The organism is Bordetella sputigena (assembly GCF_965137885.1).
In the GTDB taxonomy this organism is placed as follows: Bacteria; Pseudomonadota; Gammaproteobacteria; order Burkholderiales; family Burkholderiaceae_B; genus Bordetella_C; species Bordetella_C sputigena.
Window position 1 is genome coordinate 93,110 of the sequence record NZ_CBCSCA010000013.1, and the last position, 13,887, is coordinate 106,996.

General features: G+C 65.6%; 16 protein-coding genes. 5 read left to right on the forward strand and 11 right to left on the reverse strand.

From position 1 onward, the window contains the following. Positions 1 to 10 precede the first annotated feature (10 nt). Complete coding sequence (locus ACNA0R_RS22200) at positions 11 to 1,282, reverse strand: amino acid deaminase (RefSeq protein ID WP_415828240.1); 1,272 nt, start codon at positions 1,280 to 1,282, stop codon at positions 11 to 13. A 182-nt stretch (positions 1,283 to 1,464) separates the two neighbouring features. Between ACNA0R_RS22200 and ACNA0R_RS22205 the strand changes: the two genes are divergently transcribed. Both ACNA0R_RS22205 and serS read left to right on the forward strand, forming a co-directional pair. After that, the gene (locus ACNA0R_RS22205) at positions 1,465 to 2,805 is read left to right on the forward strand and encodes a replication-associated recombination protein A (RefSeq protein WP_415828241.1); all 1,341 of its coding nucleotides are present in this window, start codon (positions 1,465 to 1,467) and stop codon (positions 2,803 to 2,805) included. Between the two features lie 43 nt (positions 2,806 to 2,848). After that, on the forward strand, positions 2,849 to 4,195 hold the full coding sequence (gene serS, locus ACNA0R_RS22210; protein ID WP_415828242.1) for a serine--tRNA ligase: 1,347 nt from the start codon (positions 2,849 to 2,851) through the stop codon (positions 4,193 to 4,195). A 106-nt stretch (positions 4,196 to 4,301) separates the two neighbouring features. On the opposite strand, the gene ACNA0R_RS22215 is transcribed toward serS, so the two are convergent. Next, positions 4,302 to 4,649 (reverse strand): virulence factor, encoded by a 348-nt coding sequence (locus ACNA0R_RS22215; protein WP_415828243.1) that lies wholly within the window; start codon positions 4,647 to 4,649, stop codon positions 4,302 to 4,304. A 430-nt stretch (positions 4,650 to 5,079) separates the two neighbouring features. On the opposite strand from ACNA0R_RS22215, the gene ACNA0R_RS22220 reads away from it, so the two are divergent. Both ACNA0R_RS22220 and ACNA0R_RS22225 read left to right on the forward strand, forming a co-directional pair. After that, complete coding sequence (locus ACNA0R_RS22220) at positions 5,080 to 5,322, forward strand: hypothetical protein (protein ID WP_415828244.1); 243 nt, start codon at positions 5,080 to 5,082, stop codon at positions 5,320 to 5,322. A gap of 47 nt (positions 5,323 to 5,369) precedes the next feature. Beyond that, a complete protein-coding gene (locus tag ACNA0R_RS22225) occupies positions 5,370 to 5,639 on the forward strand; it encodes a hypothetical protein (protein ID WP_415828245.1) in 270 nt (89 codons plus the stop codon). 28 nt (positions 5,640 to 5,667) lie between these two features. Here the strand turns inward: ACNA0R_RS22225 and ACNA0R_RS22230 are convergent, their stop codons facing one another. From ACNA0R_RS22230 to ACNA0R_RS22260, 7 genes are all read right to left on the reverse strand, one after another. After that, complete coding sequence (locus tag ACNA0R_RS22230; RefSeq protein ID WP_415828246.1) at positions 5,668 to 6,078, reverse strand: type II toxin-antitoxin system VapC family toxin; 411 nt, start codon at positions 6,076 to 6,078, stop codon at positions 5,668 to 5,670. Further along, positions 6,078 to 6,290: a FitA-like ribbon-helix-helix domain-containing protein gene (locus tag ACNA0R_RS22235; protein ID WP_415828247.1), complete on the reverse strand. Its 213-nt coding sequence runs from the start codon at positions 6,288 to 6,290 to the stop codon at positions 6,078 to 6,080. The genes ACNA0R_RS22230 and ACNA0R_RS22235 overlap by 1 nt, the downstream gene beginning before the upstream one ends. Before the next feature lie 120 nt (positions 6,291 to 6,410). Then, on the reverse strand, positions 6,411 to 7,106 hold the full coding sequence (locus ACNA0R_RS22240; RefSeq protein WP_415828248.1) for a molybdate ABC transporter substrate-binding protein: 696 nt from the start codon (positions 7,104 to 7,106) through the stop codon (positions 6,411 to 6,413). A gap of 77 nt (positions 7,107 to 7,183) precedes the next feature. Next, positions 7,184 to 9,385: a xanthine dehydrogenase family protein molybdopterin-binding subunit gene (locus ACNA0R_RS22245; RefSeq protein ID WP_415828249.1), complete on the reverse strand. Its 2,202-nt coding sequence runs from the start codon at positions 9,383 to 9,385 to the stop codon at positions 7,184 to 7,186. Continuing rightward, a complete protein-coding gene (locus tag ACNA0R_RS22250; protein WP_415828250.1) occupies positions 9,382 to 9,891 on the reverse strand; it encodes a (2Fe-2S)-binding protein in 510 nt (169 codons plus the stop codon). The genes ACNA0R_RS22245 and ACNA0R_RS22250 overlap by 4 nt, the downstream gene beginning before the upstream one ends. 5 nt (positions 9,892 to 9,896) lie before the next feature. Continuing rightward, positions 9,897 to 10,877, reverse strand: a complete 981-nt coding sequence (locus ACNA0R_RS22255) for a Bug family tripartite tricarboxylate transporter substrate binding protein (protein WP_415828251.1) — start codon at positions 10,875 to 10,877, stop codon at positions 9,897 to 9,899. A 34-nt stretch (positions 10,878 to 10,911) separates the two neighbouring features. Next, a complete protein-coding gene (locus ACNA0R_RS22260; RefSeq protein ID WP_415828252.1) occupies positions 10,912 to 11,790 on the reverse strand; it encodes a fumarylacetoacetate hydrolase family protein in 879 nt (292 codons plus the stop codon). Between the two features lie 120 nt (positions 11,791 to 11,910). On the opposite strand from ACNA0R_RS22260, the gene ACNA0R_RS22265 reads away from it, so the two are divergent. After that, positions 11,911 to 12,633 (forward strand): FadR/GntR family transcriptional regulator, encoded by a 723-nt coding sequence (locus ACNA0R_RS22265; protein WP_415828253.1) that lies wholly within the window; start codon positions 11,911 to 11,913, stop codon positions 12,631 to 12,633. Positions 12,634 to 12,720: 87 nt separating this feature from the next. Here ACNA0R_RS22265 and ACNA0R_RS22270 read toward each other — a convergent pair whose 3' ends face one another. Both ACNA0R_RS22270 and ACNA0R_RS22275 read right to left on the reverse strand, forming a co-directional pair. Beyond that, entirely contained in the window at positions 12,721 to 13,314 is a 594-nt protein-coding gene (locus tag ACNA0R_RS22270) for a TetR/AcrR family transcriptional regulator (protein WP_415828254.1), read from the reverse strand. A 47-nt stretch (positions 13,315 to 13,361) separates the two neighbouring features. Next, the gene (locus tag ACNA0R_RS22275) at positions 13,362 to 13,829 is read right to left on the reverse strand and encodes a nuclear transport factor 2 family protein (protein ID WP_415828321.1); all 468 of its coding nucleotides are present in this window, start codon (positions 13,827 to 13,829) and stop codon (positions 13,362 to 13,364) included. Positions 13,830 to 13,887: the final 58 nt, after the last annotated feature.

Here is a 13,887-nt window from a genome sequence, read left to right on the forward strand (position 1 = left end):
GCGTTGCCGGTCAGAAGAAGGTCTGCGCGATATCGACGACCCGGTAGTCGTCGTCGACCAGCAGCACCTGCTTCCACTTGTCGAACGTCAGGCAGGGATGGGAAATATCGAAGCCGATCATGTCGCCCACCTGGATGTCGTCGCCGTCGGCGATGCGCATGAAGGCATGCTGGTCCATCATCGCGGTGACTTCCCAGCCGGGTGTGGCGACACCCGGCGCGGCCGCGCCCGGCCGGTAATGCCGCGCCGGCACCGGCAGGCCCGCATCGAAAGCCGCGTCGCGCTTGCCCATGCCGATAATCGCCCGGCCGGGTTCGGGCAGCGATTGCACGTAGGCCCAGACTTGCAAGGCCGGCATCAGGCCCGGCGCCATGCCGCGCGCCACATCGTTTTCCCGGCCGATCCGTTCGGCCGCGCCGCGATAGATCCCGACGTCATGGCTCAGATAGCAGCCGGGCCGCAGCACGATGTCCAGCGGACGGCCGATGTCCAGGCCGGAAAACTCCTGCGCCACCACGTCGAACCAGGCCGACCCCGCGCCGGTCAGGATGGCCGTGCCTTGCGGCGCCAGCTTGCCCGCCGCCTGCAGGCCGCGCAGCGTATCGACCGCGCGGCGCAGGAAGTCGCGGATCTTGCCTTCTTCGGACAGTACGCCTTCGTAAATCTCGACGCCGGCCAGCGCCAGCGACCGGGGCCAGCGTGCGACTTCGTCGGCCACGCGCCGCAGCGCCGCGTCGTCGCGCACGCCGGTGCGGCCGCCCGGCACGCCCAATTCGACCAGCACCCGCAGCACAACCCCCTGCCCGGCGAAGTACTCGCCCAGTTGCGCGATATTGGCCGGGTCATCGACCAGGCAGCAGAATTCGAAGCCGGGATCGCGCAGCAGTTGGGCGATCAGGGCCATATTGGCGCGTCCCACCAGCTGGTTGGCCATCAGGATGCGCCGCACGCCATAGCGGTAGGCGGCGTTCACCTGCGGGGCGGTGGCCAGCGTGATGCCCCAGGCGCCGCCTTGCAGCTGACGGTGGAATAGCGCGGGACTCATCGTCGTCTTGCCGTGCGGCGCCAGCTGGACCTGATAGGCCCGCATGAACGCCTGCATCCACGCCAGGTTGTGGCGGATGCGCGATTCGTAAAGCACCGCGGCCGGCAGGCTGACGTCCTCGGCCAGCAGATTCCAGCCCAGGCCGGCCGCCTGGGCCGGCGTACAGCCGGCGGGAAAGGCCCCAAGGCCTTTGCCGGCGGGGTCCAGGGGAGGGTAGGCGGGTGTGGAGTCCGACATGGCAGTATCAGTGGGCTGAAAACTTTTACCGGAAAATCCGGTTTTCAGGATTATCCTGAAAATTATTTACAGAGCGCCAGTCGGGGTTTTCCCGGGTGCCGGGCGGCACGCGCCCGCTTGCGCGGGCGAGCCCGTGCCCTCATATCTGGTGTAATACGTCTACGCTTTCGCCACTTTCCCCCATGAGCAACGATCTGTTCGCCGCCGACCCGGCGCTGCGGGCCCATATCCCGCTGGCCGAACGCCTGCGCCCGCGCACCCTGGACGACGTGGTCGGCCAGTCGCATCTGCTGGGCGAGGGCAAGCCGCTGCGCGTCGCCTTCCAGTCCGGCCGTCCGCATTCGATGATCTTCTGGGGGCCGCCCGGCGTGGGCAAGACCACGCTGGCGCGCCTGATGGCCGACGGCTTCGACGCGCATTTCATCGCGATTTCGGCGGTGCTGGGCGGCGTGAAGGACATACGCGACGCGGTGGCCTCGGCCCAGGTCGCGCAGGGGCAGGGCCGTCGCACCATCCTGTTCGTGGACGAGGTGCATCGCTTCAACAAGGCCCAGCAGGATGCCTTCCTGCCCTATGTCGAAAGCGGGCTGTTCACCTTCATCGGCGCCACCACGGAAAACCCCTCATTCGAGGTCAATTCCGCGCTGCTGTCGCGCGCCCGCGTCTACGTGCTGCAATCGCTGACCGCGGAAGAACTGATGCAGCTGATCGACCGCGCGTTGATAGAGCTGAACGCCGGCGTCCCGGAAGGCGAAGCCATGCGTTTCGACGACAGCGCCCGCGAACAATTGGCCGGCTGGGCCGACGGCGATGCGCGCCGGCTGATCAATGCCGTGGAAGTCGTGGCCGAATCGGCCCGTACCGCGCACCGCGACGTGGTCGACGCCGAATGGCTGGAGACCTCGCTATCGCAGAACCTGCGGCGCTTCGATAAAGGCGGCGACGCCTTCTACGACCAGATCAGCGCCCTGCATAAATCCGTGCGCGGCTCCGATCCGGACGCCGCGCTTTACTGGTTCGCGCGCATGATCGACGGCGGCGCGGACCCGCGCTATCTGTCGCGCCGCATCGTCCGCATGGCCATCGAGGACATCGGCCTGGCCGACCCGCGCGCCACGGAGCTGGCCTTGAACGGCGCCGACATCTACGAACGCCTGGGCTCGCCGGAAGGCGAACTCGCGCTGGCGCAGGCGGTCGTCTACCTGGCCTGCGCCGCCAAATCCAATGCCGTCTACAACGCCTACAACGCCGCCCGCCGCTACGCCGCCGAAAACGGCAGCGCGCCGGTGCCCATGCATCTGCGCAACGCGCCCACCAAGCTGATGAAGCAGCTGGGGCACGGCCATGCCTACCGCTACGCCCACGACGAGCCGCATGGCTATGCCGCCGCGGAGCATTATTTCCCCGACGGCCTGAATCCCACCTTCTACCAGCCGACCGATCGCGGCCTGGAAGCTAAAATCCAGCAGAAGCTGGCTTTCCTGCGCGATTTGGACGCGCAGGCCAAGTCCGGCAAACGCTAGGTCGCCTGCGGCCCGGCCCCGCAACCCCGTCTTCCAGAGAACCATGCTAGACCCCACCCTGCTGCGCAAAGACCTGCAAACCGTCGTCGACCGGCTCAAGACCCGTGGCGTGCAATTCGATATGGAGCGCTTCAATGCGCTGGAGTCGCGCCGCAAATCCGTGCAGACCGAAACGGAATCCCTGCAGGCGCGGCGCAATGCCCTGGCCAAGCAGATCGGCCAGCTCAAGGCCAAGGGGGAAGACGCCAGCGCCGTGATGGCGGAATCGCAGGCCCTGCCGGCGCGCCTGAAACAGCTGGAAGAAGAACTGGCCCAGGTGCAGGAACAACTGACCGACCTGCTGCGCGTGATCCCCAATCTGCCGCATCCCAGCGTGCCGGTGGGCGCGTCCAGCGACGAGAACGTCGAAGTGCGCCGCTGGCTGCCCGGCGCCGCTGGCGCGGACGGCAATCCCGCGCCGCTGGGTTTCGAGCCCAAGGACCACGTCGCCGTCGGCGAACCGCTGGGGCTGGATTTCGACACGGCCGCCAAGCTGTCGGGCGCGCGCTTTTCCTTCATGCGCGGCCCGGTCGCGCGCCTGCATCGGGCGCTGGCGCAGTTCATGCTGGATCTGCACACCGGCCAGCACGGCTACACCGAGTGCTATACGCCGTACATCGTCAACAGCTCGACGCTGTATGGCGTCGGCCAGTTGCCCAAGTTCAAGGACGATATGTTCTGGGTGACCAAGGGCGGCGCCGACGACGGCCCGCGCGAGGACGAGCACGGCAAGCCCTACGTGCGCGAGGACCAGTACCTGATCTCCACGTCGGAAGTCACGCTGACCAGCGTGGCCCGCGACGCCATCCTGGCCGAAGCCGACCTGCCCCTGAAGCTGACCGCGCATACGCCGTGCTTCCGGTCGGAAGCCGGCAGCGGCGGTCGCGATACCCGTGGCATGATCCGGCAGCATCAGTTCGACAAGGTTGAAATGGTGCAGATCGTGCAGCCTGACAGGTCCTACGAGGCGCTCGACGAGATGGTCGGCCATGCCGAGCGCGTGCTGCAGCTGCTGGGCTTGCCGTATCGCGTGATGCTGCTGTGCACCGGCGATATGGGCTTCAACTCGGCCAAGACCTTCGATCTGGAGGTCTGGCTGCCGGCGCAGAATACCTGGCGCGAGATTTCGTCCGTGTCGAACTGCGAGAACTTCCAGGCGCGCAGGATGCAGGGCCGCTTCCGCAATGCGCAGGGCAAGCCGGAATTCGTGCATACCCTGAACGGCTCCGGACTGGCGGTGGGCCGGGCGATGGTAGCCGTGCTGGAGAACTACCAGCAGGCGGATGGCAGCGTGGTGGTGCCGGAGGCGCTGCGGCCGTATATGGGCGGTGTGTCGGTGCTGCGGGCCTGAGCGGTCGCTCCCTGCCGGTCTTTTCAGCAGCCAAAAAGAAACCCGCCCAGGCGGGTTTCTTTTTGGCCGGCTTCACCGGAGGCGACGTCCGCCTCCGCCTGGGCAATCAACGATGATGACCGTGCCCATGGCCGCGGCCATTGTTCCAGCTTTCACGGTAGTAGTGAGGGCCGCCGTGATAGTAGGGACGGGGGTAGTAGTAGGGACGCGGCGCGACGTAGACCGGGCGCGGTGCGACCACGACGGGCGGCGGGGCGACGTAGACAGGCGCGGGCGCCGCGTACACCGGCGGCGGCGGCGCGACATAGACCGGCGCCGGCGCGGCGTAGACCGGGGCTCCGACGATCACCGGCGGGACGCCAATCGAAATACCCACATCCACGCGAGCCAGCGCGACGCCAGAGGCCAGCAAGGCGGCGGCGCCAAGGCCAGAGACTATCCAACGTTTGAACATGATGTACCTGCGCTTTGCTGCCGTGGCAGCGGGATCAATGACGACTCCATTCTCATGGAAAAGTCGGATTTATGCCTTCGGTTGGTCTTATAAAAAGGCGACAAACCGCTACACCTCGCCAGCGGCTATGTGTTTTTATGGGGATTTGGGGAAATTTATGTGTGATCGCCAAGGGGCTGGCGTGCTTCCCGAAATTGGATGAAACACCTGTGCTCAACGATTGGCCGCCAGGTCGCCTAACACGCGCTTACAAACGCCACGAGCCGCCCTGCGGTCGAGAACCGATTTCCTGGCGTCGGCCCGGTTCGCACTCAGAAAATCTTTATCGCTTTTCGTTTCTTTGTCGCAATAAAGGCTTCCTGGTCCGCACGGCAAAATGCCGCACAAATGGATGCCATCCCGGCGTCTCGATCCAGTCAAGGGAGTTCACATGGAAACTCGTACGGTCAATGGCTTTCGGGTGCGATGCGCGGTGGCCGCCGACGGAGAGCGCAAGTATCGCGTGCAGGTGTGGACTCGCAAGATCGGCGTGAACGCGCCGGAAAAATGCTGGCCCATGGCTGGCGGTCCCATCTACACCTCGCAGGACGAAGCCGAACGCAACTGCCGCCAGCTGTTCCAGGGCATCCGCGGCGTACGCTACAACGGCGAACCGGAGTATTCGCGCAACTGAGTGAATGCCCGCTACACTGCCGCTTTCCGACCGAAGGCGACGGTGCGATGGGGTATGAAAACCTGTTCTGGGGAATGGCCACGGTAGTGGCCATTGCCATTTTGGGCGGCGCGTTCTGCGCGCGCGCCGGTCGCCTGGGCGCGACCCTGGCCGGATGCGCGACCCTGGCGGTCGTGAATGGCGCCGCGGCCTTGTTCTTCACGCTCACCAGCGATTTCGCCGATCAGGCGCCCATCCTGGCCGTCGCCACCATCATGTTCACCCTGGTAATCAGCGCGGCCGCCGCGCTGGCCATGCGCAGGCTCCTGCACAAATAGCAGCCGGACTGCTCCGCCTTGGAACCGTCTACCTGAACGGATTGAGCACCTTTGCCCCGGTAGGCCTGAAATCGTCGACATTGCGCGTTACTACCGTCATATCGTGGATAAGCGCGACCGCCGCGATCTGTTTGTCGATAGGATGGTGAGGGCAAGGAACCATGAGCGTGCCCCATAGCTGGGCGCATTCCACATCGAAAACGATCAGGCGGTCCTGAAAGCTATCGACCATATCGTCCAGCCACTCTTCAAGCAGCCTTGCCTGGATCTTGTCGCCACGCGTTCGTACATTGTGGACGCCTCTGCGTAGCTCTCCGATAACTTGCACAGGCAAATAGAGCGCTCCATCGGCCTCGTCTTCCAGGAACCTACGCACCCCCGGATTTGCGCGCGGCCCTTTGCGTAGCTCGCTGACGAAGTTGGTGTCGAGCAGGTACATCAGCCATTCCGGAAGTTGAAGTCCTCGTCCGTCCCGACGTCAGGCATATTGGCCAGCACTTCCTTGAAAGACCGCCGTGCTGGCCGTTTCAGCGCGGCACGCAGGATTTCCCGGTGTTCCGCTTCGGCGCTTCGGCCGTGCGATGCGGCGGCCTGTTTCAAGGCACGGACGACGTCCGGCTCAATGTTCCGTACGATAAGGTTCGCGGCCATGGCGCTCGCTCTCGTTGATTGCACTGATAGCATTTTAGGGTGTTGATCGCTATCAATGCAATCAATCGGTCTGGCGCCCGTGCTTCACCGCGTGGGGCCGTTGCGCGCGCTGAAGCAGGCTCAGACGACGAAGCCGGCCTCTTTTCGCAGGGTCGACGATTCAGCGCCGCCCAGCGCCTCCACAAATTCCCTGGCTCGCGCCGGGTCGGCGGCCTTGGTGCAGCAGGCGGCGGTGTAGACGGTGCTCAGGCCGTATTCCCTGGGCAGTTCCCCGACCAGCGTCACGCCCGGCGTGTAGAGAATTTCGGTGACCTGCGTGCAGCCCACCATGCCGTCGCCGGTCGTCTTGGCCAGCTCGCCCATGGCCACGGCGCCGTTGGGGTATTCATGGATGCGGTCGGCCAGGGCCTGGTCCAGGCCCAGCCTGCGCAGCACGTCGGCGATATGCTGGCCGGCGGTGGATTGCTTCAGGTGCGGGACGTACAGGCCGCGCGCGGCGGCCAGCGTCGCTTTCAGCGCGGCGCCGTCGGCCACGGCGACCGGCGGCGTGCCGGTGCGTACGGCCACGCCCGTTTCGACGCGGCCCAGCGGACGCGCGCTGCCGGCGACAACGTGGCCCTGCTTTTCCAGGTCCTTGATCAGCGCATCGGAAAGAATGATCACGTCGCACGGCTCGCCGGCCAGCAGCTTGTCGCGCATGGTGCCGACGGCGCCGAAGCTGGCGGCCAGGGCGCCGCCATGGCGCTGCTCGAATGCCGCCTGCAGGCCGGTGACGACGGCTTTCGCGGCGCCGCCGCTGAAGAGGTTCAGTTTCATCTATGTCCTTCGTTGGCTGGATAGGGTGTGTACGCAATAGTCGGCGTATCGGATTGCACGGGCGATTGCACGCGCGGTCAACGAGCCGGATCTTCCATGGCGGCGACGATGCGATCGAAGGTCAGCGGCAGGTCGCGCACCCGCACGCCCAACGCATCGAACACGGCATTGCCGATGGCCGCCGCCGTAGGTCCCAGCGATCCTTCGCCGGCGCCCACGGGATCGTCGCCGGGGTGCTGGACGATGGCGATTTCCACCTCGGGTACCTGGGAAAAACGCAGCATGGGGTAATCCTGCCAGTTCTCGCCCAGTAAACGCGTGCGGTCGAAACGCGCGGCCTCCATCAGCGTCCAGCTGACCGCCTGCAAGGCGCCGCCTTCTATCTGCTGCCGTACGCCGTCCGGATTGATCACCAGGCCGACGTCCACGGCGATCCACAGGCGTTGCACGCGGACCTGCTCCTGTACCTCGACGTCGGCGATCACGGCGCAATACGCGCCCGTATTCTTGTAGCGCGCGAAGCCCAGGCCGCGGCCATTGCCTTCGCCGCGCGGGTCCACGCGCGCTTCCCATCCGGCCATTTCGGCGACGCGCCGCAGTACGGCCACGCCGCGCGGGTCGTCCAGATGTGCCAGGCGGTAGTCCAGTGGGTCGGTGCGCGCCGCGCGGGCCAGTTCGTCCATGAACGATTCGATGGCGAAGACGTTGCCGTAGGCGCCCAGGGCCCGCAGGGACGAGGTGCGCAACGGCACGTCCAGCACGCGGTGGCACAGTACCTCGGTGTCCGGGAACCGATAGATAGGATCGGCATTGCGGTCGGCGCCGCCGCCGGCGGCGCGCGGCGCGTCGACGGAATGCAGCCTTTCGAACGGTTGCTCCAGGTACCACGAGCCCAGCAGCGTCGGCGTGGCCGAACGGCCCGGCCGCAAGCCGTGGCCGGGGCTCCACAGTTCATGGCGCCAGGCGGCGATGCGGCCGTCCTGGCCGACGTCGGCCGTCAGTTCGATCGCCATCGCCGGGCCGTGCGCCGACCAGTTCAGTTCATCCGTGCGCGACCACTGCACGCGGACCGGCCGTCCCGGGCATAGCCGGGCCAGCCAGGCGGCATCGTAGGCGACGTCATCCGCGCCATTGTGGCCATAGCAGCCGGCGCCTTGCACGTGGCGGACGACGATGGCGGCTTCCGGCAGTCCGAAGGCCAGGCTCAGGTCCTTGCGCAGGTTGAAGATGCCTTGCGTGTGGCTCCAGACTTCCAGGCTGCCGCCGGTGGACAGGGCCAGCGCGCAGGATGGGCCGATGGAACCGTGCTTGATGAAGGGTTTGGTATAGGTGGCGCGAAAGGTGTTCGGCGCGCCCGCGGAATGCGCGGGCGCATCGGGACCCGCAGCCGCACCCGTAGCTGCATCGCCATCGGCACCGGCGCCACCATCGACGCGTGGCGCGTCGCCCAGCCGCAGGTCGACGCAGCGCAGCGTCTTCAGCCATGCCGGCAAATCGTCCACGTCCGGCAGCGTGGCGTGCTCGCGCCAGCGCGCGGATCCGGCCAGCGCGGCGGCGGCGCGTTCGGCCAGCGCTTCGGTTTCCGCCATGACGCCGGCCAGCGATCCGTCCCGCGCCACGGCGATCACGCCGGGCCAGCGCGACACCGTGTCCGCGTCCCATTCCAGGAATTCAGCGTCGGGCGACGGCGGCCTCACCATGCGGCCATGCGCCATCCCGGGCAGCACCAGATCGTGTATGAAGCGAAACTCGCCAAAGACCTTCTGTGCGATGTCCGCGCGCGCCTGGGACGTGCCCACTACCCGGTAGCTATCGCGTCCCTTAGGCACGGCGCCGGGCTGCGCCGCGCAGTCCAGCAGGCCGTCGCCGGCCAGCTCCCAATAGCTGGCCAGGCCGCGTCCATCGTGCTGGATGACGCCATCGGCCACCGCCAGGGCCGCGGGCGGGAGCCCTTCCCGTTGCGCGACCTTGGCGATCATCAGCGCCCGCGCCTGCGCGCACGCATGTCGCAGCGCGGATCCCGAGTGCTGTATGGACAAGCTGCCGGACGTCACCGCTTCGTCCGGACTGAGCGCCGTGTCGGCCGCCACCATGCGGATGCGTTCGAGCGCTACGTCCAGCTCTTCCGCGGCGATCTGCGCCAGGGCGGTCAGTATGCCCTGGCCGATCTCCACTTTGCCGGATCGCACCTCGACGTAGCCGCTCGCATCGATGCGCAGCCACGTCGACAGGCGCGCGTTGGCTTGCAGGCTCGGGGGCAGGGCGGACGCCGCCGTCATCGCTCGTCGCCTTGGTGGCCGCGCGGCATGTCGTCGGCGGCGCGCCGTATCGCCTTGATTACGCGCAATTGCGTGCCGCAGCGGCAGAGATTACGTTCCATGCCCTCGCGGATCTGCGCATCGGAAGGCCGCGGGCAGCGATGGAGCAAGGCCGCGCCCGCGATCAGCATGCCGGAGGTGCAGTAGCCGCATTGCGCCGCCTGCTCCGCGATAAAGGCCATCTGCAAGGGATGCGGATCGCGCGGCGTACCCAGGCCTTCGGAGGTCACCACATGCTTGCCCGCCACCGCCCACATCGGCGTGTCGCAAGCGGGCACCGCATGCTCGTCCAGCAGTACGAAACAGGCGCCGCATTCGCCGGCGCCGCAGCCGTAATGGCTGCTTTTCAGGTCGAGATCGTTGCGCAGCACATCCAGCAGCCGCCGATCGCCGTCCACGCGCAGCGTCGTGGCGCGGCCGTTCAGCGTAAAAGCGATGGCGGCGTGATCCACGCTTGCGTCGGGCATGACGATCAATCCACCTTGATGTTCGCCGATTTGACGATCTTGCCCCACTTGTCGATGTCGCCCTTCAGGAACTCGGTGAATTGCTCCGGCGACATCTTCATCGGCGTTACGCCGCTCTTGGCCCATACCGCCGTGATCTGCGGATCGCTGACGATTTTTGCAATTTTGGCATTCAGGAAATCCACCACGTCCTTGGGCGTGTTCCTGGGAGCCAGCAGGCCCAGCCAGATGGTGGCGGTATAGCCCGGCACGCCGGCCTCCGCCATGGTCGGCACGTCGGGCAGCACGCTGGAGCGCTCATTGCCCGTGGTGGCCAGCGCGCGCACCTTTTTGGTCTGGATCAGATCCGTCATCGTGCTGACCGCATCGAACATCATGTCGACCTGTCCACCCAGCACGTCCGTGCGAGCGCCGCCGCTGCTCTTGTAGGGGATATGCACGATGTTCACGCCGGCCAGGCTTTTGAACAGCTCGCCGGCCATGTGATACGGCGTACCGGTGCCGGACGATGCGTAGTTCAGTTGCCCCGGCTTGGCCTTGGCGGCCTTGATCAGTTCCTGCACGCTCTGGATCGGCAGGCCATCGCGCACCACCAGCACCAGCGGCGCCTCGTTCACCGGCGCCACCGCCGTGAAGTCGCGCATCAGGTCGTACGGCTTGTTGTTCAGCAGCGTTTCGTTGACCGTCTGCGTATTGGACATCATCAACAGCGTGTAGCCGTCCGGAGCGGACTTGGCCACGAACTGCGTGCCGATGACCGCGCCCGCGCCGGGACGGTTTTCGACGACGAAGGATTGCCCCGTCTCCTGGCCCAGGTGCTGCGCCAGCACGCGCGCATAGACGTCGGCCGACCCGCCGGCGCCGAACGGCACGATGATGGTGACCGGGTGATTGGGGTAGGGCGCCGCCACCGCGGGGGTGTACGCACCCAGCGCCGCGCAGGCGAACAGGCCGGCGGCCGCCAGGCCGCGCAGGAAGGTTTTCATTGTTGTCTCCTCGAAGAGTAGCGTCTTGCCCGCGTCAGGCGACGGCGTTTTCCAATACGCCTATGCCCTGGATTTCCATCCGCATCACGTCGCCCGATTTGACGAACTTAGGCGGGTTGAAGCCTATGCCCACGCCGGCCGGGGTGCCCGTGGCGATGACATCGCCCGGCTGCAATTCAATGCCCGCCGAAATCGTTTCGATCAAGGTGGGAATGTCGAAAATCAACAGTGAGGTATTCGAGTTCTGGCGCAGTTCGCCATTGACCCAGCACTTGACGTCCAGGTTGGTGGCATCCACCGCGTCGTTGGTCACCACGTACGGCCCCATCGGGCAGAAGCCGTCCAGCGATTTGCCCAGGAACCATTGGCGGTGCAGCTTCTGCAGATCGCGGGCGGTGAAATCGTTGACGATGGTGTAGCCGAAGATATGCTTGAAGGCATCGGCCTTCTTGATGCCGCGCCCCGGCTTGCCGATCACGATGGCCAGCTCGACCTCGTAATCCAACTGCTTCGCGACTTCCGCATGGGGCGGGATCTTGTCGCCGGGGCCGATAACGGTGCTGGCCGGCTTGGTGAAGACGACCGGCGCTTCCGGTGCGTGTTCGCCTTCCTTCGCGCTGCTGTCGAAGCCCGACTTGCTGAACTCGGCGGCGTGCTCGTGATAGTTCTTGCCGACGCAGAAAATGTTGCGGCGGGGCTGATCGATGGGAGCCAGCACCTTGGCCTGGTCCAGGGGCTTGCCGGCCCCCGTCGGGGTGAGCTTGGATTTCAGCTGCTCATATTGCTGTACCAATTGGACCATGTCACCGGCAAAGCCCGGCGCGAGCTCCGAGACGGGCCAGAACTGGCCTTTGTCGGTATCCACAACCGCGATCGTACGCTGGCCCTGATAGGAAAGCTGGGCGAATTTCATGACGACTCCATAGTCCAATTGGTAAAAACAGGCCGTAATGTAGAACCAATATGGATCGAATGCAAGGCGGTTTTAGCGGAAATATTTGACCAATTGGTCCTCTTTCTTTAAGCTCCGCGCATGGATACGAAGACCACCGCCCACGCCGCCGAACCGGAAACGTCGCTACGCTCGCCAGGGGCCAAGGCGCTGGCGCGCCACCTGCGCGACGAGATCCTGGGCGGCCGTCTCAGGGCCGGCGTCAAGCTGCCGCCGGAACGCGAGCTCAGTACCCGTTTCGGCGCCTCGCGCGGTTCGGTGCGGCGCGTACTGGCGGAGCTGCGCGAGCGTGGTTTGATCACGCAGTCGGTGGGCAGCGGTACTTTCGTGTCTGAACAGGCCGAAGCCATGGCGCGCGAGCATGCCCTGCCGCACCTCGATGGCAATGTCAGCCCGGCTGAGTTGATGGAGGCGCGCCGCCTGATCGAACCGCTGCTGCCAGGCATGATCGCGCGCAATGCCACCGCCTCGGACTTCGCCGTGATGGCCGAATGCCTGGAGCAATCCGAAGCCGCGTCGACGATAGAAGATTTTGAATATTGGGACGGCGCCCTGCACAAGGCTTTCGCGGTGGCGACGCACAATGCCTTTTTCATGCGGATCCTGGACTTGATGAACCAGGTGCGCGAACAGGGCGAATGGGGCCGGCTCAAGCGCAATTCGCTGACCCCGGCACGGCGCGCGCAGTACGAGCGGCAGCATCGCGCGATGGTGAATGCATTGCGCGACCGCGATGCGGGGCAGGCCGCCGCCTTGATGATCGAACACCTGGATCAGATCCAGCGCAATTTGTTTGGGGAATAGCCGCGGCCGCCGGCGCCGCCGCGGAATGATTCGCCGCCAGCCCCGCGATCAACGGCGCGGGCACCCGCGCCGCGGCCTTCATGCTTTCTAGCGCCGCGCCGGCTTCGCTCCCGCGGCGCCAAGCCCGCCCAGGGTACGGTCACGCAGGCCGCGCATCATGCGGCCGTAGACTTGCGGATCATTCAGCGCCCGTGCCAGGACCAGGCCGCCCTGGATGCCGCCGACGATTTCTTCCGCCAGCGCGCGCGCCCCGGCGTGGGCCAGCCCGCCTTTTTGCAACGCCGCGGCCAGCGCGTCGGTCCAATCGCGAAAGTACGACGACACCGCCTGCGCGAAGCGGTCGCGCTCATTGCCCAATGCGAACACGCCCACCAGGCAGACTTTGCGGCCCGACAGGAAATAGCGCGAGACTTCATCGAACATCGCCGTGACGCCGTCGCGGACGGATTGCGCTTGGCGCAGCGGCGCGTAGACGTTGCGCTGGAACCAGTCATCGATATGCGCGAGCACGGCCGCCGCCATTTCTTCCTTGCCGCCGGGAAAGAAGTGATACAGGCTGCCTTTGCCCAGGCCGGTGCCCGCGGTAATGCGGGCCAGGCTGGCCCCTTCATATCCATAGTGGCGGAATACTTCGGCCAGGGCGGGGATGACGTCCTGGCGCTCCGCAACGGTTTTTGGCATGGATGCTCGCGATCGGGGTGCCTTGCGTTGGCGCCCCAGTGTGTTGATTAAAGTCCCAGGTCGCTCAACCCAGGGTGGTCGGCTGGGCGCGCGCCCAGCGGCCAATGGAATTTCCGTTCCGATTCCTGAATGGGCAGATCGTTGATGCAGGCATGACGGAAGCGCATCAGCCCCGCGTCATCGAATTCCCAGTTTTCATTGCCATAAGAACGATACCAATTGCCGGAATCGTCATGCCATTCATAGGCATAGCGCACCGCGATGCGGTTGCCGTCATGCGCCCACAATTCCTTGATCAGGCGGTAGTCCAGTTCCTTGCGCCATTTGCGGGTCAGAAATTCGACCACCTGCGCTCGCCCGTTGACGAATTCGGCGCGGTTGCGCCAAACCGTGTCTTCCGTGTAGGCCAGCGATACCTTTTCTGGATTGCGGCTATTCCAGCCGTCTTCGGCGAGCCGGACCTTTTGAATAGCGGATTCATGGGAAAACGGCGGAAGCGGGGGACGTGTGGTCATGGGGGCACCTGAAAAGGAATATGCCGAAGCGGCGAAAACGGCACGCGCGGCCGCATGC